The 23800-nt window shown below is 66.0% G+C and carries 19 protein-coding genes and 1 tRNA gene; 6 read left to right on the top strand and 14 right to left on the bottom strand.

Annotated features, from left to right (window positions below):
* Nucleotides 1-63 precede the first annotated feature (63 nt).
* Genes JQ572_RS26495 through JQ572_RS26480 form a run of 4 tightly spaced genes read right to left on the bottom strand, consistent with a single transcriptional unit; the run spans nucleotide 64 to nucleotide 10025 of the window.
* Nucleotides 64-909, bottom strand: coding sequence for a phosphatase PAP2 family protein (locus JQ572_RS26495; protein ID WP_211385770.1), 846 nt, complete (start codon nucleotides 907-909; stop codon nucleotides 64-66).
* A 1-nt stretch (nucleotide 910) separates the two neighbouring features.
* On the bottom strand, nucleotides 911-2653 hold the full coding sequence (locus JQ572_RS26490; RefSeq protein ID WP_211385769.1) for an ArnT family glycosyltransferase: 1743 nt from the start codon (nucleotides 2651-2653) through the stop codon (nucleotides 911-913).
* A 50-nt stretch (nucleotides 2654-2703) separates the two neighbouring features.
* Nucleotides 2704-4809 (bottom strand): penicillin-binding protein 1C, encoded by a 2106-nt coding sequence (pbpC, locus tag JQ572_RS26485; RefSeq protein WP_211385768.1) that lies wholly within the window; start codon nucleotides 4807-4809, stop codon nucleotides 2704-2706.
* Nucleotides 4810-4820: 11 nt separating this feature from the next.
* Entirely contained in the window at nucleotides 4821-10025 is a 5205-nt protein-coding gene (locus JQ572_RS26480) for an alpha-2-macroglobulin family protein (protein ID WP_211385767.1), read from the bottom strand.
* 407 nt (nucleotides 10026-10432) lie between these two features.
* Here JQ572_RS26480 and JQ572_RS26475 point away from each other — a divergent pair.
* A tRNA-Arg gene (locus tag JQ572_RS26475) sits at nucleotides 10433-10509 on the top strand.
* A 342-nt stretch (nucleotides 10510-10851) separates the two neighbouring features.
* On the opposite strand, the gene JQ572_RS26470 is transcribed toward JQ572_RS26475, so the two are convergent.
* The gene (locus JQ572_RS26470) at nucleotides 10852-11070 is read right to left on the bottom strand and encodes a hypothetical protein (protein ID WP_211385766.1); all 219 of its coding nucleotides are present in this window, start codon (nucleotides 11068-11070) and stop codon (nucleotides 10852-10854) included.
* 242 nt (nucleotides 11071-11312) lie between these two features.
* A complete protein-coding gene (locus JQ572_RS26465) occupies nucleotides 11313-11462 on the bottom strand; it encodes a hypothetical protein (protein WP_211385765.1) in 150 nt (49 codons plus the stop codon).
* Between the two features lie 353 nt (nucleotides 11463-11815).
* On the opposite strand from JQ572_RS26465, the gene JQ572_RS26460 reads away from it, so the two are divergent.
* On the top strand, nucleotides 11816-11977 hold the full coding sequence (locus tag JQ572_RS26460; protein WP_211385764.1) for a hypothetical protein: 162 nt from the start codon (nucleotides 11816-11818) through the stop codon (nucleotides 11975-11977).
* A 113-nt stretch (nucleotides 11978-12090) separates the two neighbouring features.
* Here the strand turns inward: JQ572_RS26460 and JQ572_RS26455 are convergent, their stop codons facing one another.
* From JQ572_RS26455 to JQ572_RS26445, 3 genes are all read right to left on the bottom strand, one after another.
* Complete coding sequence (locus JQ572_RS26455) at nucleotides 12091-12882, bottom strand: hypothetical protein (RefSeq protein WP_211385763.1); 792 nt, start codon at nucleotides 12880-12882, stop codon at nucleotides 12091-12093.
* A gap of 184 nt (nucleotides 12883-13066) precedes the next feature.
* On the bottom strand, nucleotides 13067-13315 hold the full coding sequence (locus tag JQ572_RS26450; protein ID WP_211385762.1) for a hypothetical protein: 249 nt from the start codon (nucleotides 13313-13315) through the stop codon (nucleotides 13067-13069).
* Between the two features lie 76 nt (nucleotides 13316-13391).
* On the bottom strand, nucleotides 13392-13628 hold the full coding sequence (locus JQ572_RS26445) for a hypothetical protein (protein WP_211385761.1): 237 nt from the start codon (nucleotides 13626-13628) through the stop codon (nucleotides 13392-13394).
* A gap of 266 nt (nucleotides 13629-13894) precedes the next feature.
* Here JQ572_RS26445 and JQ572_RS26440 point away from each other — a divergent pair, with 266 nt between their 5' ends.
* Nucleotides 13895-14242, top strand: a complete 348-nt coding sequence (locus JQ572_RS26440) for a DUF6481 family protein (RefSeq protein WP_211385760.1) — start codon at nucleotides 13895-13897, stop codon at nucleotides 14240-14242.
* A 127-nt stretch (nucleotides 14243-14369) separates the two neighbouring features.
* Here JQ572_RS26440 and JQ572_RS26435 read toward each other — a convergent pair whose 3' ends face one another.
* The gene (locus JQ572_RS26435; RefSeq protein WP_211385759.1) at nucleotides 14370-14612 is read right to left on the bottom strand and encodes a pentapeptide MXKDX repeat protein; all 243 of its coding nucleotides are present in this window, start codon (nucleotides 14610-14612) and stop codon (nucleotides 14370-14372) included.
* A 321-nt stretch (nucleotides 14613-14933) separates the two neighbouring features.
* Between JQ572_RS26435 and JQ572_RS26430 the strand changes: the two genes are divergently transcribed.
* From JQ572_RS26430 to JQ572_RS26420, 3 genes are read left to right on the top strand one after another with little or no spacing between them, the layout of a single operon-like run.
* Nucleotides 14934-15956: a TRAP transporter substrate-binding protein gene (locus JQ572_RS26430; RefSeq protein WP_211385758.1), complete on the top strand. Its 1023-nt coding sequence runs from the start codon at nucleotides 14934-14936 to the stop codon at nucleotides 15954-15956.
* Entirely contained in the window at nucleotides 15953-16507 is a 555-nt protein-coding gene (locus tag JQ572_RS26425) for a TRAP transporter small permease (RefSeq protein WP_211385757.1), read from the top strand. The genes JQ572_RS26430 and JQ572_RS26425 overlap by 4 nt, the downstream gene beginning before the upstream one ends.
* Nucleotides 16504-17862 carry a TRAP transporter large permease gene (locus tag JQ572_RS26420; protein WP_211385756.1) on the top strand — a complete coding sequence of 453 codons (1359 nt, stop codon included), beginning with the start codon at nucleotides 16504-16506 and terminating at the stop codon, nucleotides 17860-17862. Before JQ572_RS26425 ends, JQ572_RS26420 begins: the two co-directional genes overlap by 4 nt.
* Before the next feature lie 76 nt (nucleotides 17863-17938).
* Here the strand turns inward: JQ572_RS26420 and JQ572_RS26415 are convergent, their stop codons facing one another.
* The 4 genes from JQ572_RS26415 to JQ572_RS26400 form a co-directional block, all read right to left on the bottom strand.
* Nucleotides 17939-18871, bottom strand: coding sequence for a hydroxymethylglutaryl-CoA lyase (locus tag JQ572_RS26415; protein ID WP_211385755.1), 933 nt, complete (start codon nucleotides 18869-18871; stop codon nucleotides 17939-17941).
* 1 nt (nucleotide 18872) lies between these two features.
* Complete coding sequence (locus JQ572_RS26410; protein WP_211385754.1) at nucleotides 18873-20876, bottom strand: acetyl/propionyl/methylcrotonyl-CoA carboxylase subunit alpha; 2004 nt, start codon at nucleotides 20874-20876, stop codon at nucleotides 18873-18875.
* A gap of 4 nt (nucleotides 20877-20880) precedes the next feature.
* A complete protein-coding gene (locus JQ572_RS26405; RefSeq protein WP_211385753.1) occupies nucleotides 20881-22485 on the bottom strand; it encodes a carboxyl transferase domain-containing protein in 1605 nt (534 codons plus the stop codon).
* Between the two features lie 83 nt (nucleotides 22486-22568).
* Nucleotides 22569-23696: an isovaleryl-CoA dehydrogenase gene (locus JQ572_RS26400; RefSeq protein ID WP_249129382.1), complete on the bottom strand. Its 1128-nt coding sequence runs from the start codon at nucleotides 23694-23696 to the stop codon at nucleotides 22569-22571.
* Nucleotides 23697-23800: the final 104 nt, after the last annotated feature.

The raw sequence follows: 23800 nt of genomic DNA, 5'->3' as shown, positions 1-23800 counted from the left end.
GAAAGCTCGTGGTTGGAATTGGCCTGCCCCTGGGGAACCGGGCGCCCCGGCAGGCAGCCGCTTTTATGGGGCGGATGGCCCGTGGGCAACCCTTTTGAGGCCGCCCGAGACCGCCCCTGCAAGAGGCACAATGGTGCCGTCGGCACGGATCGCAAAGCCGAGCCTCCGGGCCGCGAACCAGTAGCGTACCGCCATGGCGCCGACCATGCCGACCAGGGCGCCGGCCACGACGTCGCTGGGATGATGCGCGAGCAGCACCAGCCGCGTCAGCAGGATCACGATTGCGTAAGTGAACATGAACACGCGCAGGCGCGGCCACAGTGCCGAGACTGCAAACGCCAAGGCGAACGCCGTCACGGCGTGGCCCGACGGCAGGCTGGCATAAGCCCCCGTTCCCTCGAACGGGATGAAGTTGAACGGATTGGGCTTGCCGCCGACTAACGGACGTCCGCGGCCGATGAGATATTTCAGTATCTCGGCGACGAACACGGACAGGGCAACAGACAGAAACATGAACTGGAGCCGCGTGCCGAGGCCGAGCAGCAGCGTGCGGCGGGTGCCGTGCAGCCCGGCCGCAACGAGCGCAACGGTCACAAGCGCAATCCCGAGCACGATGAGCACATTCTCATCCTTGCCGAAATCGGTGAGGATGCGGATCGGCCACAGAGAGGGCGTCCCGCGCGCCGGCATCAGCTGGATCTCGGTCTGGTCGAACGCGAGCATCAGCGCGACGATCAGGGCCGCGCCTGCCGCGCTGAGCCACAATGAATGCCGCGCCAGCTTTCGCGCGGCTTCGGCGCGGCGCGAATGCGAGGGCGAGCGGACAAGCTGCGCAAGCGCACGCCCCGCCACGGCGAGCAGTTGCGCGGGATAGCCCGGGCGCTGCGCGATGTCGGTCGTACCGGGCATCCTACTCGGTGCCTTCCGAGCGGAAGATCGAGATCGAGATCGCGCGTCCCTGCGAGAAATTATAGCCGTCGATGCGCGTGCCGACCTTGTAGCGCAGCCCGATCGCCTCGGCGCGCTGCGCGAAGCTGCGTTCCGAACGCTGCTCGATCAGCGCAAAACGGCAACTTCCCTGCCGCAGGAAATCCGCCGCGCCCGAGCCGTCGGTGAGCAGCGTCGGCGTGCCCGTGAGGAACACGAGGCTCGGCTCGTGATAGCCGGCGGCGGCGGCCTTCGGCCCGACACAGGTGACGTTGCGAAGGGCGCGCGCGACCTCGATGCTCGGAAACAGCGGCGTCAGCGACGGCAGTACGATGCCGTAGACCACGACCGCCAGCATCAGGGCTGCGACCAGCGCGTTGAGGACCGAGCGTTCCGCGCGGTTGTTGTCGTAGAGCCACCAGGCGAACAGACCGAAGATCAGCGAGGCCGCGATGAACGGCCAGGCGACGAAGGCCGGCTGCCGCGTCAGCACGACCGCGCCGACCACGGCGATGATCGAGCCGAGCGCCGGGATCGCAAACCACCAGGCCGAGCCGCGCATCAACCAGGATCGCGACAGCACGCTCCGCTCCATCGCGCCGACGGTGAGGATCGCGATCGCCGGGTACAGCGGCAGCACGTAATGCGGCAGCTTGGTCAGCACCGCCTCGAACACGATCCAGGACGGAACCAGCCAGGCCAGCAAGAACTGCGCGCCCGGCTCGCGCCGTGCACGCCAGACCGCCGGCGCCGCCATCGCCGCGAGCGGCGCGCCGGGCCAGAACGTGACCCAGAACAGCACGAGGTAAAGGCCGGGCGGCGCGCCGTGGGATTCCTGGGCCCCTAACTTGCTCAGCATGTCGCCGCCGACGGAATCGGCGAAGAAGGCATCGCCCGCGCGCCAGAAGATCGCGACGAACCAGGGCAGCACCAGCACCAGCATCCACATCAGGCCCCAGAGCGGGCGCAGCTTCCACAGCCAGGAGGCATCGCGGTCCTGGATCGCGAGCGCGACGATGGTGAGCCCTGCGAACATCAGGATCAGCGGGCCCTTGATCAGGATGCCGACGGCGAGCGCGGTCCAGAAAATCGCGGGCCAGCTCCACGGCGGATGGGTCTCGTCCTCGGCGCGCTGCCACGACAGATAGGCCCGCGCCATCGCTCCCATCGCGGCAGTCACGCACAACAGCAGCATCGCGTCGGTCTTCGCAAGCCGCGCCTCGACGCCGAGCAGCACGGAGGCGCACATCAGGAGCGCGGCCAGCACCGCGGCGCGCCGCGTGACGAAGCCGAGCGCCGCCCAATAGGTCATCAGCACGGCGCCGATCGCACCGATCAACGACGGCAGCCGATAGACCCAGATGCGCAACTCGGCCTTCGGTAGCTTGAGCGCCGAGGCGGCTTCAACCGCAGCCGATTGCAACCAGTAGATGCCGACCGGCTTCTTGTAGCGGACGTCCTCCTGGAAGCGGATGTCGACATAGTCGCCGCTCTCGACCATCTGCTTGGTCGCCTGGGCAAAGCGCGCCTCGTCGCGATCGACAGGTGGAATCGTGAAGAAGCCGGGCAGGAACAGCAGCAGCGCGCACAGCAGCATGAAGCCGACGGCGCGGGCATGGCTGGCCGTGACGATGTCGAGCATGGACACGAGCCGGCTGCCCGGATTGACGGGCGATTTCGGCTCGCGGGGCGCTCCAAAACGAGGGCTGGGATAGGTCTCGGCCATTGGTTCCGCTTACGCTGAAACCGCCATCGCCACAACCGCTTAAGGCAGCGTCATTGAATTCGAATGACAACTGTGTCCGCGGCGCCAGTGGCATCAATCACGGTCAGCCGCGCAAAGCCGGGACCGGGTGGATCGATCAGCCGCTGGCGGCGTCCGTCGATCTCGCCGAGCGCCGTTCCGTTAACCATGACGGTCATGGGCAGGACGCCGCCCGCGACCTTCACGGGCATGGCTGCGCTCCCCTCGCCGCCGGAGCGATCGACGTCGATCCGCGAGCCGTTCAGCGGGAACTGGATGTGCAGCGCCTGCTCGCTGCCAGTCCGCACCAGGTCCCCGACCGGACGGAACCGTTTCAGCGGCAGCGGCAGCTTGGCGTTGCTGGCAACCAGCGTTCCCCTGGGCGGCTTCGGCAGCGGGGTCAGCGTCTTGCCGGTCCGGGCGAAGGCGTCGAACAGGATCGGCGCTGCAGCGACGCGTCCGATCAGGCCGGGAACCGGCGCGCCGTCGGGACGGCCGACCCAGACGCCGATGGTCATGCGCCCGTCGAACCCGACCGACCAGGCGTCGCGGTAGCCATAGGACGTACCGGTCTTGAAGGCGATGCGGTTGTGGGCGGCATTCTCCGGCGGCGGGGTGCCGAGAAGGACGTTGCCGACCTGCCAGGCCGCGACCTGGTCGAGTAGCCGCAGCGGCTCGCGGTCGTCCCTGCCGGTCATGATTTCGCGCAGTGGCCTGGTGGTGCCGAGCCGGGCGAAGCCCGCATAGAGTTGGGCGAGATCCTGGAGTGTCACGCCGACGCCGCCAAGGCCCATGGCAAGCCCCGGCGCCTCGTCCTTGGGCAGCACCAGATTGCCGCCGGCCTGTCGGAGCCGCGACGCCAGCCGGCTCGCGCCGACGCGGTCGAGCAGCACGATCGCCGGAACGTTCAACGACATCTGCAGCGCCCTCTTCACCGGCACGGTGCCCTGGAACGTCATGTCGAAATTTTCCGGCGCGTAGGAGCCGAAGCGGACCGGCCGGTCGTCGATCAAACTGTCGGGATGAACAAAGCCGTCCTCGAAGGCGAGCCCATAGATGAACGGTTTCAGCGTCGAGCCCGGCGAGCGGATCGCGCGGGTCATGTCGACCTGCCCTGCCCGGCTCTCGTCGAAATAGTCGGCCGAGCCGACATGCGCGAGCACGTCGCCGCTCTCGTTGTCGACGACGATGATGCCGACCGAGATGTTCGTACCCAACGCAAGGGCGCGGTCGTGCGCGAGCGGCTCCAGCACCTTCTGCAAGTTCGCGTCCAGCGTCAGCTTGATGATTGGCGCGTCCTTGACCGTCGCAAGCGCCGCATCGGAGGCATGCGGCGCCAGGATCGGCATCGGTTTGCGCAGCTTCGGCACCGGTACGAGCCTGGCCTGGTTCGCATCATCGAGGCTGATCTGGTGTTCCTCGACCATGCGATCGAGCACGCGGTCACGGGCTTTATGCGCGGCCTCGGGATGGCGATCGAGCCGGCGTGTCTCCGGCGATTGCGGCAACGCCACCAGCAGCGCGGCCTCGGCCAGCGACAGTCGCTTCGGCTCCTTGCCGAGATAGGCGATCGAGGCGGCGCGAATGCCCTCGAGATTGCCCCCGTAGGGCGCCAGCGCGAGGTAGAGATCGAGAATTTCGTCCTTGTTCAGCGTTCGCTCGATCTCGATCGCACGGACCATCTGCCGCAGCTTCGCATAGAGCGAACGCTGCCGCCGCGGCTCCATTAGGCGCGCAAGCTGCATGGTGATGGTCGAGCCGCCCGACACGATGTGACCGCGTGTCGCGAGCTGCAACGCGGCGCGCCCCAGCGCCAGCGGGTCGAGACCGTTATGCGCGTAAAAGCGCTGGTCCTCATAGGCAAGCAGCAGTTTCAAATAGGTCGGATCGACGTTGGTCTTGGCCTCGACCGGCAGCCGCCAGCGGCCGTCGGCCATGGCGTAGGCGCGCAGCAGCTTGCCGTTGCGGTCGACGATTGTGGTGGACACCTGGCGCGCTTCGTCGAGCGGCAGCGGGCCGAGGGAGTAGACCCAGCCGACGAAGGCGCCGATGGTGAGGACGAACGTCAGCGCGGCGGCCGAGAGGGCACGCATAACACCGCGCCCTGCTCCGCAGCCGCCCTTGTCTACCTCACTCATCGTGCCATCACTCACTTCGCAGCCCGCACCTCGACAGTGCCCGTTCCGGTGCGGCCGTAACGCGAGGGGTTGTACATGTCCTCGACATAGGCCTGCGGCAGCACGTATTTGCCGGGCGAGACAACGCGCACGACATAGGCGACGGTGAAGACCGCCTTGGAATCCGAGGCACGGTCCACCGCCGCGGTGAAGCGATCGTCGCGGAACTCGGTATCCTCAGGCTCCTCGCCGTCCTCGATCCAGTCCAGCGTGCCGCTGTCACCCGACGACACCAGCTTCGGATTGTCGATCTCGAGGCCCGCCGGCAGATAGTCGGACACCATGATGTGGCCGTACTCCGGCTTGGCCTCGGTGATCTTCAGCACCACGGCGAAGCGGTCGTTCTGCTTGACCTTGCTGATGTCGGCGGGCTTGCCTCCGAGCGTGAAGTAGCTGCGCTCGATCTTGAAGCCGTTCGACGCCGCCGGCTCCGGCGTCACGGGCGAGCCCGACACCGAGACCACCGCCTGCACCGGCGCGTCGCCGGTGTTGGTGATCTTCAGCGGCTTGCCGTCCAGGGTCGCTGCCTTGTAGCTGCGGTAGAGCGCGGTCTTGACCGGCTGGCCGTCGACCTCGATCGAGAGGTTTTCCTTGGCCAGCGCGCGCGCCGCCAGCACCAGCCACGCATTCTCCTGCGTGGAGGTGTAGGGCGTCAGCCCGCGCGCGGTCTCGACCCGCGACACCGCCTGCGTCAGCGTCGCCTTCGGCGCGTTGCCTTCGCTGGCCAGCGAGACCAGTGCCGCCGCATCGCGAAGCTGCGAGCCGTAGTCGGTGCGGCCGAATTCGAGCACCGGCTTTGGCGCGAGCGAGTCGAGTGCCGCGCCATAGACCCGCTCCGCACGGTTGCGGTCGCCGACCAGCGCCAGCGCCGCCGCAAGCTGCGACTTCGCGATCGGCGTCGCGAGGTTGGAGAGCTTGGTGTCGGCGAGATAGCGGAGATCGCCGATCGGCGCCGCGCCATTGCGCGCGAGCACGTAGAGGCCATAGGCGAGGTCGCGGCCGCCGTCCTTCTCCGGCTCGTTGCCGTTGACCACCGAGTTGCGGATACGATCCAGCGCGTTCTTGAACAGCACGTCCGGCACCACAAAGCCCTTTTCACGGGCGCGGGTCAGGAAGTCCGTGACATACGCATCCAGCCAGGCATCGTCGCCGCCGGCCGACCACAGGCCGAACGAACCGTTCGAGCCCTGGCGCGCCAGCAGCCGCTCGATCGCATCGCGGATGCGCTGGTCGACTTCGGTGTCCATGGCCAGATGCGCGCCGGCCGCGAGGTCGTTGACATAGAGCAGCGGCATGGCGCGGCTGGTGATCTGCTCCGAGCAGCCATACGGATAGCGGTCGAGCGCTTTCAGGATCGTCGCCGCATCGAGCGCGGTCGACAGGCTCGCCGAGACCGAGACGCTGCCGGTGCCCGGGACGAGGTCGCCGAACATGTCCGACGTCAGCGTCAGGCTCTCGCCCTTGGCCAGGGTCCGGATCGAGCGCCGCGCCAGAACCTGCGTCGCCGCCTTGACGTCGAGCGCATAGTGCCGCGCCAGTGCCAGGCCATTCGGTCCCTTGATGTCGACGTCGAGCGTCGCCTGCCCCGCCGCGGTCGCATCGATGGCGAGCGCAAACGAATTGCGCTGCTTGGCGGCGAGCTTGACCGTGGTCGCGGGATTGCCGGTCATCTTCACCGGGCCGCCCGCCTTCACGTTGATGACGTAGTCGCCGGCTTGCCCCTCGACATTGTCGATCTCGAGATTGACCGTGCCGTGGTCGCCGTTGAGCAGGAAGCGCGGCAGGGTCGTGGTCAGCACCACGGGATCGCGGATCACGACATCGGTGTTGGCGCGGCCAACCTTGGTCGCGGTCCACGCCACCGCCATCACGCGCGCGGTTCCGGCGAACTCCGGAATGTCGAAGGCTACCTCCGCGGTGCCGTCGGCGGCGACGGTCACGATGCCCGAATAGAGCGCGAGCGGCTTTTGCGCGGGCGGCGAGCCCTGCAATTCGCCAGCGCCGGCATCGCCGCCGGACTTGATCTGTCCGCGCGTGCCGGACATGCCGTCAATGAGCTGCCCGTAGAGGTCGCGGATCTCCGCGCTCAGGCGGCGCTGCCCGAGATAATAGTCGTCCGGCGCAGGCGGCTTGTAGCCGGTGAGATTGAGGATGCCGACGTCGACCGCGGCGATGACGATCTTGGCGTCCTCGCCCGGATTGAGCCCGTCGAGCTTGACCGGGATCTTCAGCATCGCGTTCGGCCGGATCAGCGCCGGCGGCGTCAGCTTCACCTGCAACGTGCGGGTCTGCTTGTCGATGCCGAACCATTTCAGCCCGATCGCCCGGCCCGGCATGCGTTGCGCAGCCGCATCGAGCGGTCGGCGCAGCGTCGCCACCACATAGGCGCCGGTGCCCCAGTCCTTGCCGACCGGAAGCTTGACCTGCGCGGTGCCTTCCTTGACGTCGATGGTCTGCGTCGTCAGCAAACGGTCGCCGAGCACGTTGACGGTGAGCTTGCCGGCGCTGCGGACGTTGACCGACACGGTCATGGTGTCGCCCGAGGCATATTGCGGCTTGTCGATCGAGGTCTCCAGCAGGTCCGGCGTATCGGCGCTGCCGTCGGAATACCAGCCGACGTCGAACTGCACCGAGGTCACCGGGCCGTCGGCGTCGTTCGACTTCACGTCAAGCCGGTAGCGGCCGGGCTGAGGATTGAGAGAAACGCGCGACGGCTTGTCGGCGGCAATCGTGACCTCGCCATCAGAGACGCGCGAGGTCGACTTGACCGGCTCGTATTCCCAGTAATTGTTCTGGCGGTACCACTGGTAGCGCGACTCCATCTTCAGGAGCTCGTAGCGCAGGCCGTCACGGCGAAGCGTCTGGCCCTCGGGCGAGACGAACACGACGTCAAATTCGGCCTTGTCACCCTCGGCGACGTTCTTGTCGCCGAACAGCGGCTTGATGCCGATCATGGCGGTCGCGGGCGCGACCGGCAGCACGATCTTGCGCTCGACGGCGCGCCCCCCCGTCTCGACCATGCGGACGAAGATCTGCGCCTCCTGCGGACGCGTCGAGGCCGGCTGCTTGTCCAGCATCACCGGGAAGGTGGCAACGCCGTTGGCGTCGGACTCGGGCAGGTTCTCCAGCGGCGTGCGCTCGTTCGAGGTGGTCTCCTCGTCGGCGACGCCGAACTGGTAGCCGGCAAAACCCGGACGCTCGCTCGCGGGCGCGACCAGCATGTCGCCTTCAAGCTGGAGGCCCGAGGCCGGCGCGCCATAGAGGAAATGACCGTCGGCCTTAAGCTCTACAGGAGCGTTAGCTTTGATCAGCTTGTCCTTGGCGGACAAGTCGAATTCGATCCGATCGGGGACGTAATCCTCGACCATGAAGGTGGTCTCGCCAACCGACGAGCCCTTCGGGTCGGTGAAGGCGCGCACCCGCCAGGTCCCGGTCGGCACGGCCGAGTTGAGCGGCACGGACAGTGTGCGGCCGCCGGCGCCCTGGTCGGACAGCACGGCACGGCGGAATTCGACGCCGTCGGGGCGCTCGATCACGAGGGTCAGCGGCCCGCCGGTGACGGCATTGCCCTGCCCGTCGCGCAGCAGCGCGGTGAGATAGACGGTCTCGCTGGAGCGGTAGACGCCGCGCTCGGCATAGACGAACGCATCGGCGCCCACAGGCACCGCGCGGCCCGAAACACCGCGGTCGGACAGATCGAAGGCGGAGGTCCTGAGGCTGAGGAAGGCGTAGTCGGCCTTCTCGCCCGTGACCGTGAGCATCGCAGGCGACAAGCCGCCCTCGCCGCGCGCGAGCCCCGCCTCGAACAGCACGTGGCCAGAGTCGTCGGTCTTGCGGGTGGCCAGGATCTCGTTGTTGCGGGTGAGCAGCCGAACCTCGGCCTTGCCGACCGGATCGGTCGAAGCCAGCGAATTGACGAAAACGTGGATGCCGTCATTGCCGGAATAGGCTGTGACCCCGAGATCGGAGACGATGAACCATTGGGTGGCGAGCTGATAATCGTCGTCCGAGCCCGGGCCCTTCGCGGCGGCCGTCATCACGTACACGCCGGGCTGGAGCTCGCCGAGCGCCTGGTCGACGGGGAATGCGGTGGTGACGTCCTGGTTCAGCGTCATCGCGGTCGCAAGCTCGCCGGTCCAGACCTTGACGCCGCGCTCGCCGCCGAGATCGCTGAGCTGATATTTCGACAGCGTCTTCTGGAAGTCGCTGTCGACCACCGTGTTGATCAGATTGCGGTCGCCGATCCGGAACACGTTGATGTTGACCGCGGGCGTGTTGACGCTGACCACGGGAATGCCGCGCTGGCCGGTCCGCGGCAGCACATAGGCGCGGCTGGTGAAGCGCACGAAAGGCTTGCGGTCGCGCACATAGACGTTGAACTCGGCCGATTTCGGCAGCCCCTCCTTCACCGTGGATGGCAGTCCTGCGCGCAAATTGATGTTGTAGCGCTCGCCGTGCTTCAGCCCATCGACGCAGAGCTGCTTGCCCTCGGCTGACAGCGCCGGCTTGTCCTGGCCCGCCAGGGCGAGATACGGCGCGAAATCCGTCCGCTTTGCGAGTTCTTCCGAGAACTGGAAGCAGGCGCGCGGGCTGGCCGAGTCCGAGTCCACGGTATAGTCGAGCAGGCGGAAGCCGTGCTCGTCGCGCATCTTCTCATATTGGCCGCGGACGTCGGCGACCTCGCGCATGTCGAGCGACAGCCGCAGCGCATCCAGCGCCGGCCGCCACAGCTTGCGCTCCGCCAGCGACTTGCCGAGCACCGCGAGCGCGTCGGCCTCCTCGCTCGCGTTGCCGGCGCGCTGATAGGCGATGTAGGCGGCGGTCGAGGCACGCTCCAGGAGGAACGTCTGCTCGCTCGAGCTTTTCGGCGAGATCTGGAAAATGACCTTGGCGAGCCGCAGCCAGTTGCCGGTATCTTCAGGCGTGGTGGCTGCGATCTGGCCGAGCACCGACAAGCCGGTCCGGAAATCACTGCGCCGGAATGCGGCGTCGGCATCCGTACGCAGTGTCGCGTTGGTCTTTGCGACGGGGCCCGCCTCGCTCTTGATCTGGGCCTCCAGCTTGATCGCGGAATCGGCGAGGTCGTCGCGCTTGAACGCCTTGTCAGCAGCCTGCGCTGAAACCAGCCCAAGGCAAAGCGTTGCGCAGATTGTGACGGCGCGAACCAGACCGATCATGACGGAAAACTCCAGGAAGCGCGGACGAACGCCGCGTCAGGCAATGAAATGCGCGGAAAGGTGACGGACTCAAGGCGATGGAACCAGGATAGCAAAACGTCGCATGCGCCATGGCAAGCCAAGCCCAGAGGAGACCGATCAAGATACCACCGCGCACGCCGTCCTGATGGCGCAGCAACACCCGACCAGTCGACCGGCGGCCGTGTCCCGGAAGCTGACCAGCGCCCCCGGCGATGTGATCCATCGTCCAGTACGCTGCCGCTCAACCCGGCACCCTGACACGCCACCGTTCCGCTTTGTCGCGGCTCTGAGCAAAACGGTTCGGTTCAGGCTTGGCGAAACGTCAGATTTTTCATATTTGGCGTGATAGAAGACCGGCAGGCGGTAGCCGAGGCCGGCCCAGCGACGGTCCCATAGCTCAACTGGATAGAGTAGCGGATTTCTACTCCGCGGGTTGCAGGTTCGAGTCCTGCTGGGATCGCCACCCCCCAATGCCTTACGAATCTGTCGCACTTCAAGAACGCGTGCGCAGGCCTATCCGGAAGACGTGAGCGTCCTACCTATTCGGCATGCAAAAGAGCCGTCGAAGGGTCTTGTGATGCCGCTATCGGATTGGACGAGAATGGCCATCACAGCCGGAGTTGCCGTCGCCGCAATGTCTTTTCTGGCGATCGACGCGACCGTCGATTCCGGCGGGATCGCAAGACGCCTCGAAGTGGCGCAAGCGTCGATTATGAATGTCGCGGCGAGCCAGCACCAACTGGCTTTCGCCGTTCGGTCGCTGGCGGGCGGCAGCGACCAGAATCGCCGTTCGGCCGCGGGTCGATCATGCATCCAGCGTTACGAGCATCGGCCGCAGCCGGTAGGCATCGATCGCGGCGTTTGACAGCAGCAGCCTTCGCCTTTCTCCACGCAGCATCATGCGGTCGATCCTGTTCAGGATGAACCGGGCCGCGCCCCTGTTCTCACCGGTGAGCAGGCCGGATTGGTCGAGATATTTCCAGGCGATCTCGAAGGATTGTGCGCGTAACTCGGGGTCGGTCATGGCCGCTCAACGTCGGCGATGAACGGACGTTCCTACGTGCGGGCCGCCGATGCCTCTCCCGGCCCTCTTCAATAATGTCGACAACGCGATTGAAAGACGCGGAACGAACCCGCGGTCAGCGCGTTGGATGGCGGAATTTAGTGGTGCCGATCTGCCAGCCCCGGTCGGCGCTGAGAACCCCGTGCTTGTCCCCCGAGCACGGGTTTTCTCGTGAGCACGGCCTGTCTCCCAAGCGCGTGCGCTCAGTCCGCCCGTTCCTCGCGCCGGTCGCGGGCGAGTTGATGCCAGGCCAGGGCCAGTTGGATGAGACGTTGCCTGTCGGGGCCTTCGGCTGCCACGGCGCGCTTCATCGCCGACTCGGCTTCCTTCTGTGGGTCGTACTCGGTACACATGAGCCTGATTCTAGCCGTCCGATCTGGACAAGCGCATGGCAATTTCGCCCGTATGAATGCGGGGTCAATGCCCTGCACGGGCCGAGTTGCACGCGCGATCCCATCTTGCGCAGATGCCAAAGAACCTGCGCGATGATCGTCGCGCAAATTCGGGTTTTCCCTTGCGCGAAAACGGAAGCGGGGAAGCCGCGAACGGCGCGATCGTTTCCGGATATTTTCCGCAGGAAGCGGTGAGGCCGGGCCGCATTGGGGGCGATCTGTGAAGTGCGTCACAGCCGGCGCCCCGCCGCTCCGCTAAACAGTCCCTCGACGCTCCCCAGGAGAGCGAGAAGGCATGGGAGGTATATCCCGTCATGACACGAGAAGCCGCGGCCGATGTTGACGTCCGCACGCAACGAGAAAGGTCCGACCTGCTCGGCATCGCGTGTCTTGCGACCATCGGTATCGTGATGCTGGCCGGGATCGCAGGCCTGGTCTGGGCCGCGATGGCGTTCTTCAGCTGGCTGGTGTCCTGACGCGCGGGGCGATCAGTCCATTCAATTGATGGCCAGCCGACGACCGGCGCCAAAACGAAAAAGAGGCGGGCCTTTCGCCCGCCTCCTCTTCGTTTCAGGTGCTGCCTGATACGTCAGTAACACGCGCGGGGATCGGCCTGCACATACTGGCCGCTCGGATAGCGGTAGTAACAATTGCCCTGGGCCAGATAGTAGCCGGGGCGCGAGGCCGCCGTGGCGCCGGCAATGGCGCCGGTGGCACCGCCGATCACGGCACCCGCGGCCGCGCCCGTGGCGTTGCCAGAGATCAGGCCGCCCAGCAAGCCGCCGACGATGGCTCCGCCAAGCGCGCTCGCGCCGGGATCAGCCGGTGGCGGAGGCGGCGGCGGTTCGTAGGCGACCGGAGGCGGCGCCGGGGCATAGGCCATCGGCACGTCGTCGTAATAATCTTCCGAGATGTAGGCTGGCGGGCCCTCCATCCGTTGCGGATAATAGTACCGCACACCGCCAACATCCCACCACCAGCCGGAGCGGCCGTTGTGGACCTCGTGGCGCCAGCGTCCGCCGTCCCAGGCGAGATTGCCGCGATAGGCGTGGCCGCCCCAGTCGCGTGCCGGTGCGGGCCCCCTGGCGTAATTGCGTCCGGGCGGCGGACCGCCTGCGTTGTGCGGGCCAGGACCTGCATGACCGGGGCCGCCGGCACGCGGCTGGCCGCCGGGCTGTAGCGCAGGCCGGGCCGCCTGCTGCGGCGGCGGGCCCTTGCGCATGTTCGGATTGTTCTGGGGTGGCGCGCCTGCGCCCTGACCTTGCGGCGGCTGGCCGTCGCGCCTTGGCGGCCCTGAATCCTGAGCCTGCGCCGAGACGGCGAGCAAGGACATGGCCGAAACCAAGGGAATGATGATCTTCATGCGGCTGGACGCACTCATGCGTGCTTGACCCCCTACTCTCGCGATTGCCGTGGTCCCAGGCGCGATATGCGATTCGGCTCGCGCTGGCCTGATGCCGGCGGACATAACTGACCTGCCTTGATCGGTTAAGTCCCGTTACAAATGATTAAGATCACGGCATTCTTTCGGCCCAAGGCCTGCAGAGGGCAACGTCGGAGCGGTCCTAACGGGCCGGCTCGATCACGTTGCAATTGCTCCGCCCGGACGCCAGGCAGTCCTGCATCTTGCTGGCAGCGGTGAGGTCCCGGGCCAGCCACCAGCCGACGCCCAGAATCACGATCGTGATGATCAAGCCGGCGATCGCGCCGCGACGGTTGTCACCGGATTGAGGTTTTGCAGGGGATTTGGGCTTATCGCCCGCTTCGGGCTTGGGTTTGAGATTGGAGACGGGCTTGGAGTCCGGCTTGGACATGGCTGACCGATCACAGGGGCGAGCGGGCTCTATCACCTCTGCGGCGTGGGGTCACATCCCGCTCAGCCCCTCCCGTTCAGCCTCGGGTCTGCCGGATCGCATCCTTGCGCGAGGTTTCGACCGCGGGGATCGCCTCGCGCACCCGCGGCGCGCAGGTCGTGAGCACGAACGCGGTCTGGGTGCACTCCCAATCGGCTCCCAGGACGGCACTTTCGATCGGCTGCGGACCGGCGAGCAGCAGCGCGGTGCCGGCCATTGCTGCCACCGCGACGGCGATTGCGAGCGCCTTCAGGCTCAGTCTGGAGATCGTCATACCCGTGCTCCGCGTCTCGTAGCGAGCGGACGCTAGGCGCCGCTCCGTGTGCCCCTTATGAGGGACATCACAATTCGGCAGTTTTTCGGGGCTACGAGAGATCGTCGGGGGAGCGATTTTTCGTCTACCTGATCGGCTGCGATTATGGGTGGCGTTGCGACGCGCATCGATGTACACGCTTGAGCGTCGCGTGGCGCCTGCTATGCCCAGCCGACGTACCAACCGCAGTGATGTAGGATCGGAAGCGAGGAAGACAAGGCTCGTCGATGAGTGGATTCAGGGAACCCGGTTTCGCAGACCGGCAAAAGGCGGCGCAAGACGCGCGCAAAAATCTTTTGAACAAATTCAAGTCGCAGCCCGGGGTCGACGATCCTCTGGTCGCGGCGAAGCGTGCCGAGCGCGAGGCCCTCGCGGCCAAGCGCGCCGAGGCGAAGGCTGCGCGCGAGGCTGAAAAGGCCGAGCAGAAGCGTCGCGAGGAAGAAGCCAAGGCCGAGGAAGCTGCACGCATCGCGCGCGAGGCCGAGGAAGCCGAAGCCAAGGCGGCCGCGATGGAGGCCGAGCAAAAGGCCAAGCGCGACGCCCGTTACGCTGCCCGCAAGGCCAAGCGCAAGTAACGTTCAGCAAGTAATGTTCAATTGAATTTGAACTGAGACATCACTTCGGGGCGGTCCACGCGACCGCCTCCGGAGCTTCGCGAACGCGCGTCTGCCTCTCGCAGACGGCCTCGAGGATGGTAGAAGATCAGTTCTTCTTCATCATCCCGTCGTCCTTCTTCATCCCGTCCTTCGACATGTGGTCCTTCTTCATGCCGTCGTCCTTGGACATGGTGTCCTTCTTCATGCCGTCCTTGGACATGGTGTCCTTCTTCATCATGCCGTCGTCCTTGCCCATCTTGTCCTGAGCAAAGGCGGCCGGCGACAGCGCGAGGCCAAGCGAGAGAGCGACAGCCGAGACGCCGAGCGCGATGCGGGTGCGAATGGTCATGAGTGATCTTCCCTTCGAGATGATGTTTGTCAGCGACGGACGCCGCTATCCAGACTCGACGGATCGACACGCGGCGTTGTTACGCCGTCGCCGATGAATTTCTGCTTGCCGGCTGCCGTCCATCGATCGGAGGAGTTTCGTGTTTCCGACGCGATCAGACGTGTGCAGCGCAGCAAGGCCGGGACTTGCCGCGGCATTCGGTCTCGAACTATCAGATGAGAGAAGTTCGGGTGAAAGACCGGCTAGGATAGGCCTCTGCGCCGGTCTCATGACCTATTCAAATCAACATCCAACAAAAAAACCGTCCAAGGGGATCACACCATGCTCACGCGCCGTCACCTGATCGCGACCGCCGTCGCCGCACCCGCCATTCTCCGCTTCGGCACCGGCACCGCGCATGCCGCGACCACGCTGAAAATATCGCACCAGTTTCCAGGCGGCACGATCGACAAGGGCGATTTCCGCGACCGGCTCTGCCGGATGTTCGCCGCCGAGATCGCCAAGCGGAGCAATGGCGATCTCGCTGCAGAGATCTATCCGAACTCCTCGCTGATCAAGACCAACGCGCAGTTCTCCGCGATGCGCAAAGGCGCGCTCGACATCAGCCTCTATCCGATGCCCTACGCCGGCGGCGAATTGCCGGAGACCAATATCGGCCTGATGCCGGGCCTCGTGACCACCTACGACCAGGGCATGCGCTGGAAGAAGGAACCGGTCGGCAAGGCGCTGACCGACTTCCTCGCCGACAAGGGCATCATCCTGCTCACCTGGGTGTGGCAGGCCGGTGGCGTCGCCAGCCGCTCCAAGCCGATCGTCGCGCCGGAAGACGCCAAGGGCCTCAAGGTACGTGGCGGCTCGCGCGAGATGGACATGGTGCTGCAGACCGCCGGCGCCTCGGTGCTGTCGGTGCCCTCGAACGAAATCTACGCGGCGATGCAGACCGGCGCCTGTGATGCCGGCATCACCTCCTCGACCAGCCTGATCTCGTTCCGGCTGGAAGAGGTCGCGAAGTCGCTGACCTCAGGGGCCGGCGCATCCTACTGGTTCATGCTCGAGCCGCTGATGATGTCGAAGGCGATCTTCGACAAGCTGCCGAAGAACCAGCAGGACATCCTGCTCGCGGTCGGCACCGAGCTCGAAGCCTTCGGCCGCAAGGGCGCACAGGACGACGACATCGAGGTCGCCAAGGTCTACGAGAAGGCCGGCGCCAAGGTCTCGGCGCTCGATGCCGCGACCGTCGGCAAGTGGCGCGACATCGCCCGCGACACGGCGTGGAAGGACTACGGCGCCAAGACCGCGACCGCGGCGAACCTGCTCAAGCTCGCCATCGACGTCGCGGCATGAGCCACGGTCCGCTTCCGGATCGTGACGTACACGCGAACGCTGCCGCAAGGACAGGCCTTGCGGCGGCGGTCGATCGCGGTCTCGCCATCCTCAACAGCATCATCGTCGTGTTCGCCGCGATCGCGCTGGTCGGGGCCTGCGCCATCCTGAGCTACAGCGTGCTCAGCCGCGCCTTGTTCAAGGCCGCCAATTACTGGCAGGACGAGGCCGCGGTGTTTCTCCTGGTCGGCGCCACCTTCATGACGGCCGCCTATGTGCAGCAGAACCGCGGCCATATCGGCATCGAGGCCTTTGTCGGTCTGCTCTCGCCGCTGGCGAACCGGATCAGGCTCTGGCTGGTCGATGCCGTAACGTTCCTGTTCTGCGCCTTCTTTGCCTGGAAGTCCTGGACGCTGGCGCATGAAGCCTATGTCGACGGCCAGGTCTCGAACTCGATGTGGTCGCCGCCGCTGGCCATCCCCTATTCGTTGATGGCGCTCGGCATGAGCCTGCTCTGCGTTCAGATCCTCGTGCAGCTTGCGCTGCCGTTCGCAGGAGCCCGGCGTTCATGAGCGTTTTCGGTATCGGCCTCGCTTACGGGATTGCGACGCTGGTCGCGATGTTTTCGGGCATGCCGATCGCGTTCGCACTCGGCGCGGTCGCGGTCGTGTTCATGGGCATCTACATGCCATCAGCCTCTCTCGATACGGTGACGCAGAACGTCTACGAGGAGATGGCCTCGATCACGCTGCTGTCGATCCCGCTCTTCATCCTGAAGGGCGCGGCGATCGGCAAGTCGCGCGCTGGCCAGGATCTCTATTCGGCGCTGCACGCCTGGCTGCATCGCGTGCCCGGTGGGCTCGGCGTCGCCAACGTATTCGCCTGCGCGCTGTTTGCCGCGATGGCCGGCTCCTCGCCCGCGACTTGCTCGGCAATCGGCTCGGCCGGCATCCCCGAGATGCGCAAGCGCGGTTATTCCGGCGGCTTTGCTGCCGGCATCATCGCCGCCGGCGGCACGCTCGGCATCCTGCTGCCGCCGTCGATCACCATGATCCTGTTTGCGGTCGCGGCGGAAAAATCGCTCGGGCGGCTCTTCCTCGCCGGCATCGGCCCCGGCCTGCTGCTGGTCTCCCTGTTCGGCGCCTATGCCGTGATCCGCTTCCGCCGCGAATATGCCGCGGCCGAAGCGATCTACAAGAACGGCGGACCGGAGGCTGCGATCCTTGCCCGCGACGAGTACACTCTGGCCGAACGCTTCAGCGTGCTGCCGCGCGTGATACCCTTCGTGCTGCTGCTGACCGGCGTCATGATCGCGCTCTATGGCGGCTACGCCACGCCGTCGGAGACCGCCGGCCTCGGCGGCCTGCTCGCGCTGGCGCTGATCGCCGCCATCTACAGCGTGTGGCGGCCGAGCGACCTCGCCCCGATCATGAAATCGACGATCCGGGAATCGACCATGCTGATGATGATCATCGGCATGTCGCTGCTCTATTCCTACGTGATGAGCTATCTGCACATCTCGCAATCGGTCGCCGAATCCATCGTCGCGATGCACCTGCCGCGCTGGGAGTTGCTGTTCGCGATCCTCGTCATGGTCGTCGTGCTCGGGTTCTTCCTGCCGCCGGTCTCGATCATTCTCATGACCGCGCCGATCATCCTGCCGCCGCTGCGCGCCGCCAATTTCGACATCATCTGGTTCGGCGTGGTCATGACCATCGTGATGGAGATGGGCCTGATCCATCCGCCCGTCGGCCTCAACATCTTCGTCATCCGCAACGTCGCGCCCGACATCCCGCTGAGCGAGGTGATCTGGGGCACGCTGCCGTTCGTCCTGCTGATGATGCTCGCGGTGCTGCTGCTGTGCTTCGTGCCGGGAATCTCGACCGCGCTGCCGGATCTGGTGATGGGGCCGGACGGGAGCAGGTGACGCCATCTCCGCCGCCATTGCGAGCGTGGCGAAGCAATCCAGGGTTCTTTCTACAGTGGGATTCTGGATTGCTTCGCTACGCTCGCAATGACGAGGGCTGGGAAACGGCCCGTTTCCGCTTCGCATTCAGTGCGGACGCGACGCGGCTCACGGGCGGTTTGCCCAGCACGCCGCTGATCTCGTTGGTCGCCGCCAGCAGCCGGTCCATGTCCACGCGGGTCCTGACGCCCATGCCTTCGAGCATGTAGACGACGTCCTCGGTGGCGACATTGCCGGTTGCGCCCGGTGCGTAGGGGCACCCGCCGAGGCCGCCGGCGGCGGCGTCGATGACGCGGACGCCCTCCTCCAGGCCGGCGTAGAGATTGGCGAGGGCCTGGCCGTAGGTGTCGTGGAAATGCATCGCGAGCTTGGCGGCGGGGATGTTGGAGGCAACCGCGCGCAGCATCTCCTTGGCCCTGGTCGGCGTGCCGACGCCGATGGTGTCGCCGAGCGAGATCTCGTAGCAGCCGAGCTCCCACAGGGTCATCGCGAGATCGGCCACCGCCTTCGGTTTGATCTCGCCGTCGAACGGGCAGCCCAGCACGCAGGAGATATAGCCGCGGACCGGCACGCCATCGGCCCTGGCGCGCGCGAGCAGCGGCTTGAACCGCTCGATGGATTCGGCGACCGTGCAATTGATGTTGGCCCGCGAAAAGCCCTCCGAGGCCGCAGCGAACACGGAGACCACTTTCGCGCCCGCGGCGCGCGCGGCGTCGTAGCCCTTCTCGTTCGGCACCAGCACGTGGAATTCGGCGCCCTTCACGTGGGCAACGCCGCGCAGCACGGCATCCGAGCTCGCCATCTGCAGGATCGCCTTCGGCGAGACGAAGGCTCCGACCTCGACCGTGTCAAGCCCGGCCGCAACCAGCGCCTCGATGAAGGCGATGCGGGCCTCGACGCTGACGGGCGTCTTCTCGTTCTGGAGGCCGTCGCGCGGCCCCATTTCGATGATGCGGACGGGATCGCTCATGTCACTCTCCGGAAGGCTCGACCACGGCGAGCTCGACACCCTCCTGCACGATATCGCCGACCTTGCACTTGATGGACTTCAGCACGCCGGCATAGGGCGCCCGCAGCGTCTGCTCCATCTTCATCACTTCCAGGGTGAGGATCGGCGCACCCTTGTCGAGCCTGGCGCCCTCCTCGGCCAGCACGGCGACGACCGTGCCCGGCAAAGGCGCTGCGATCTTGTCTTCGCCGACATGCTCCTCGCTCTCGCCGCCGAACGGGTCGACCCAATGCAGGTCGAACCGGCCGTTGCGCGTGCGCAGATAGAGCTCATGGCCGTCGATCACGGCTGTGACCGACGATCTGACGCCGTCGAGCGTCAGGTCGAAGCCGCCATCCTTGGGCACGATTGCAAAGGCAAGCTCCCGTTCACCGATCACCAGCGTCGACGGTCCGCTGCCGTAGTTCAGCGCAACCCTCTGTTCGGGTCCATGCCCGACACGAAAGGAAAAGCTGCGCTGGCGGCGGCCGACCGGCATCCAGCCAAAGGTCTGCCACGGCGAATCCGCGTCGCCTTGAGCGGCCTGCCGCTCGTCGTTGATGACGGCGGCCACCGCGGCGCAGAACTCGAGCTCGCCAGGCGCCGGCGAGGCCTGTGTCAGGACCGCCAGCTCGCGCTCGATGAAGCCGGTGTCGATCGCGTTCGCCCTCACCTTCGGATGCGTCATCAGCGCGGACAGGAACGGGATGTTGGTGACGATGCCGCGGACGTCGGACTCTTCCAGCCCGCGGTTCAGCCGCTCGATCGCGACGTCCCGCGTCGGCGCCCACGCGATCATCTTTGCCAGCATGGCGTCGTAGTAAGGCGAGACGGCATCGCCCTCGCCATAACCAGCGTCGATGCGCAGGCCACCGCCTTCCGCCGGCAAGCGCCAGGTCGAGATTTTTCCGACCGAAGGCATGAAGTTCTTCGTTGGGTTCTCAGCGTAGACGCGCGCCTCGACGGCATGGCCGTTGAGCCTGATCTCGTCCTGCTTCAGCGGCAACGCCTCGCCGAAGGCGACGCGCAACTGCCATTCGACGAGATCGATCCCGGTGATCAGCTCGGTCACGGGATGCTCGACCTGGAGGCGGGTGTTCATCTCGATGAAGAACACGTCCTTGCCGTCGGAGACGAACTCGATGGTGCCGGCGCCGACATAATTCACGGCGCCCGCCGCTTTTCGCGCGGCGGCGCAGACGGCCTCGCGCTGGGCAGCATTGAGCGTCGGCGACGGCGCCTCCTCGATCACCTTCTGGTGCCGGCGCTGCAGCGTGCATTCGCGCTCGAACAGCGACAACAGATTGCCGTGGCTGTCGCCGATCACCTGCACCTCGATATGCCGGGGATTGTCGACATATTTCTCGATCAGCATGCGGTCGTCGCCGAACGCGGCCTTGGCCTCGCGCTTGGCGCTGACGATCGCAGGCGCAAGCTCATCGGCCGACCGCACGATCCGCATGCCGCGGCCGCCGCCGCCGGCCGACGCCTTCACGAGTACGGGGAAGCCGGCCTTCTCGGCCGCCTTTGCCAGCGTCGCCTCGTCCTGGGCCTCGCCGTGATAGCCGGGCACCAGCGGCACGCCCGCCTTTTCCATCAGGGCCTTGGAGCCGGACTTCGAGCCCATCGCATTCATCATCCCGGCGGTCGGGCCGACGAAGACCAGGCCCGCATCGAAGCAGCCTTGCGCAAACTCCGCATTCTCGGACAGGAAGCCGTAGCCGGGGTGCACGGCCTCCGCGCCGGTCTTCTTCGCGGCGTCGATCAGCCGCTCGACATTGAGATAGCTGTCACGGGCCCGCGCGGGCCCGAGCAGCACGGCCTCATCCGCGAGCGCGACATGCATCGCGTCGCGGTCGGCCTCGGAATAGACCGCGACGGTGCGCAGGCCCATGGCGCGGGCGGTGCGGATGACGCGGCAGGCGATCTCGCCGCGATTGGCGATCAGGAGCGTGCGAAAACGGCGGTAGAGCTTTGAGCGGTCCATCGCATCACATCCTGAACAGGCCGAATGTCGTCGGCTCGATCGGCGCATTCGACGCCGCCGAGAGGCCAAGGCCGAGCACGAGGCGGGTGTCGGCCGGGTCGATCACGCCATCGTCCCACAGCCGCGCGGTCGCATAATACGGATGCCCCTGGCTCTCGTATTGCGCGCGGATCGGGCTGCGGAACGTCTCTTCGTCTTCCTTCGACCAGCTATCGCCCTTGGCCTCGATATTGTCGCGGCGGACCTGGCTCAGCACCATCGAGGCCTGCTCGCCGCCCATCACCGAGATGCGCGCGTTCGGCCACATCCACAGGAAACGCGGTGAATAGGCGCGGCCGCACATGCCGTAATTGCCGGCGCCATAAGAGCCGCCGATCACGACGGTGAATTTCGGCACCGAGGCGGTCGCGACCGCCGTCACGAGTTTCGCTCCGTCGCGCGCGATGCCGCCGGCCTCGTATTTCTTGCCGACCATGAAGCCGGTGATGTTCTGCAGGAACACCAGCGGAATGCCGCGCTGGCAGCACAGCTCGATGAAATGCGCGCCCTTCAGCGAGCTCTCGCTGAACAGAATGCCGTTGTTGGCGATGATGCCGACCGGGTAGCCCCAGATGTGGGCGAAGCCGCAGACCAGCGTCGTGCCGTAGAGCTTCTTGAACTCGTCGAACTCGGAGCCGTCGACGAGCCGTGCGATGATGTCGCGCACGTCGAACGGTTTTCTGCCGTCAACGGGCACCACGCCATAGATCTCCTCCGCCGCAAACAGCGGATCGCGCGTCGGATGCATGTTGAGGTTTGGCCGCGTCGACGGCTTGAGCGTACCCACGATGCGCCGGGCGATGCCGATCGCATGGGCGTCGTTCTGGGCGTAGTGATCGGTCACGCCCGACTGGCGCGAATGCACGTCGGCGCCGCCGAGCTCTTCCGCGGTGACGACCTCGCCGGTTGCAGCCTTCACCAGCGGCGGGCCGCCTAGGAAGATGGTGCCTTGATTGCGCACGATGATGCTCTCGTCCGACATCGCGGGGACATAGGCGCCGCCGGCCGTGCAGGAGCCCATCACGATCGCGATCTGCGGAATGCCCTGCGAAGACATCTGCGCCTGATTGTAGAAGATCCGGCCGAAATGGCGCTCGTCAGGAAAGATCTCGTCCTGCAGCGGCAGGAAGGCGCCGCCGGAATCGACCATGTAGACGCAAGGAAGGTTGTTCTGCCGCGCGATATCCTGCGCACGCAGATGCTTCTTCACCGTCATGGGATAATAGGTGCCGCCCTTAATGGTGGCGTCGTTGGCGACGATCACGCATTCGCGGCCCGAGATGCGCCCCACTCCGGTGACGACGCTCGCCGAATGCACGTCGCCGCCATAGAGGCCATAGGCCGCGAGCGGCGACAGCTCCAGGAACGAGGTCCCGGGATCGACCAGCAGGTCGACCCGCTCGCGCGCCAGCATCTTGCCGCGCGAGGTGTGGCGGTTGCGCGAAGTCTCGCCGCCGCCACCGGCGACCTGGCTCAATTTTTCGCGCAGGTCCGCGACAAGGGTGCGCATGGCCTCGGAATTGCGCGCAAAGTCCGATGAAGACGTGTCGATGCTGGAATGGAGCGGCATGGAGGTCCCGCGTTTTCTGGTGATCTGGTGAGGGCCGCGAACAGGTTGGACCCATTTCGCGGCAATTCCAATTGCGTGAAGGCTTAAGCCGTCTCGGCCATCAGTTCGCGGCCGATCAGCATGCGGCGCACCTCCGAGGTGCCGGCGCCGATCTCGTAGAGCTTGGCGTCGCGCCAGAGACGTCCGACCGGAAATTCGGACGTATAGCCGACGCCGCCGAGCGCCTGGATCGCCTCGCCCGCCATCCACGTCGCCTTCTCCGCGGAATAGAGGATCGCAGCCGCAGCGTCCTTGCGCAGCGTCCGCGCATGGTTGGAGCGGTCGCAGGCCTTTCCCACCGCGTAGACATAGGCGCGCGTGGCCTGCCACGTCGCGTACATGTCGGCAAGCTTGCCCTGCATGAGCTGGAAGTCGCCGATCGGCTGGCCGAACTGCTTGCGCTCGTGCATGTAGGGCACCACCGCGTCCATGCAGGCCGCCATGATCCCGAGCGGGCCACCCGACAGGACTGTGCGCTCGTAGTCGAGGCCCGACATCAGCACCTTGACGCCCTCCCCCACCTTGCCGAGCACGTTCTCCTCCGGCACCTCGCATTCGTCGAAGAACAAGGGATAGGTGTTGGAGCCGCGCATGCCGAGCTTGTCGAGATGCTGGCCGTGGGTGAACCCCTTGAAACCCTTCTCGATGAGGAAGGCGGTCATGCCGCGCGGTCCCGCCGCCGGATCGGTCTTGGCATAGACGACCAGCACGTCGGCATCGCCGCCATTGGTAATCCACATCTTGGAGCCGTTGAGCACGTAGCGGTCGCCGCGCTTGTCGGCGCGCAGCTTCATCGAGACGACGTCGGAGCCGGCGCCCGGCTCGGACATCGCCAGCGCGCCGACGTAATCACCGGAAATCAGCTTTGGCAGATAGCGCTCGCGCTGCGCGTCGTTGCCGTTGCGGCGGATCTGGTTGACGCAGAGGTTGGAATGGGCGCCGTAGGACAGCCCCACGGCCGCGGAGCCGCGTGAAATCTCCTCCATGGCGACGATATGAGCGAGATAGCCCATGTTCGAGCCGCCATATTGCTCCGGCGCGGTCATGCCGAGCAGGCCAAGGTCGCCAAGGCGCTTCCAGAGGTCGGCCGGGAACAGATTGGCCTTCTCGATCTCGGCGGCGCGCGGGGCGATCTCCGCCTCCACGAAGGCGCGCAACGTGTCGCGCAGCATGCTGACGTCTTCGCCCAGATCGAAATCGATGCTCGGGATGTTCACGGCGATTCCTCCGTATTTTGGTCACCGAACCTAGCGGGGTCTTGGCCCTCTTGCGGTCG

Source organism: Bradyrhizobium sp. SZCCT0153 (genome assembly GCF_018129995.1).
Classification (GTDB): domain Bacteria; phylum Pseudomonadota; class Alphaproteobacteria; order Rhizobiales; family Xanthobacteraceae; genus Bradyrhizobium; species Bradyrhizobium japonicum_G.
The sequence above is the reverse complement of the archived record's forward strand: the minus strand, read 5'-3'. Positions and strand labels throughout refer to the sequence as shown.

Coding starts and splice junctions, on each gene's coding strand:
- JQ572_RS26420 (WP_211385756.1), top strand. CDS start 16,504: ATGAGCGTTTTCGGTATCGGCCTCGCTTACGGGATTGCGACGCTGGTC.
- JQ572_RS26465 (WP_211385765.1), bottom strand. CDS start 11,462: ATGTGTACCGAGTACGACCCACAGAAGGAAGCCGAGTCGGCGATGAAG.
- JQ572_RS26400 (WP_249129382.1), bottom strand. CDS start 23,696: ATGCTGCGCGACACGTTGCGCGCCTTCGTGGAGGCGGAGATCGCCCCG.
- JQ572_RS26405 (WP_211385753.1), bottom strand. CDS start 22,485: ATGCCGCTCCATTCCAGCATCGACACGTCTTCATCGGACTTTGCGCGC.
- JQ572_RS26450 (WP_211385762.1), bottom strand. CDS start 13,315: ATGTCCAAGCCGGACTCCAAGCCCGTCTCCAATCTCAAACCCAAGCCC.
- JQ572_RS26445 (WP_211385761.1), bottom strand. CDS start 13,628: ATGACGATCTCCAGACTGAGCCTGAAGGCGCTCGCAATCGCCGTCGCG.
- JQ572_RS26440 (WP_211385760.1), top strand. CDS start 13,895: ATGAGTGGATTCAGGGAACCCGGTTTCGCAGACCGGCAAAAGGCGGCG.
- JQ572_RS26460 (WP_211385764.1), top strand. CDS start 11,816: ATGACACGAGAAGCCGCGGCCGATGTTGACGTCCGCACGCAACGAGAA.
- JQ572_RS26455 (WP_211385763.1), bottom strand. CDS start 12,882: ATGAGTGCGTCCAGCCGCATGAAGATCATCATTCCCTTGGTTTCGGCC.
- JQ572_RS26410 (WP_211385754.1), bottom strand. CDS start 20,876: ATGGACCGCTCAAAGCTCTACCGCCGTTTTCGCACGCTCCTGATCGCC.
- JQ572_RS26470 (WP_211385766.1), bottom strand. CDS start 11,070: ATGACCGACCCCGAGTTACGCGCACAATCCTTCGAGATCGCCTGGAAA.
- JQ572_RS26495 (WP_211385770.1), bottom strand. CDS start 909: ATGCCCGGTACGACCGACATCGCGCAGCGCCCGGGCTATCCCGCGCAA.
- pbpC (WP_211385768.1), bottom strand. CDS start 4,809: ATGAGTGAGGTAGACAAGGGCGGCTGCGGAGCAGGGCGCGGTGTTATG.
- JQ572_RS26425 (WP_211385757.1), top strand. CDS start 15,953: ATGAGCCACGGTCCGCTTCCGGATCGTGACGTACACGCGAACGCTGCC.
- JQ572_RS26435 (WP_211385759.1), bottom strand. CDS start 14,612: ATGACCATTCGCACCCGCATCGCGCTCGGCGTCTCGGCTGTCGCTCTC.
- JQ572_RS26415 (WP_211385755.1), bottom strand. CDS start 18,871: ATGAGCGATCCCGTCCGCATCATCGAAATGGGGCCGCGCGACGGCCTC.
- JQ572_RS26480 (WP_211385767.1), bottom strand. CDS start 10,025: ATGATCGGTCTGGTTCGCGCCGTCACAATCTGCGCAACGCTTTGCCTT.
- JQ572_RS26490 (WP_211385769.1), bottom strand. CDS start 2,653: ATGGCCGAGACCTATCCCAGCCCTCGTTTTGGAGCGCCCCGCGAGCCG.
- JQ572_RS26430 (WP_211385758.1), top strand. CDS start 14,934: ATGCTCACGCGCCGTCACCTGATCGCGACCGCCGTCGCCGCACCCGCC.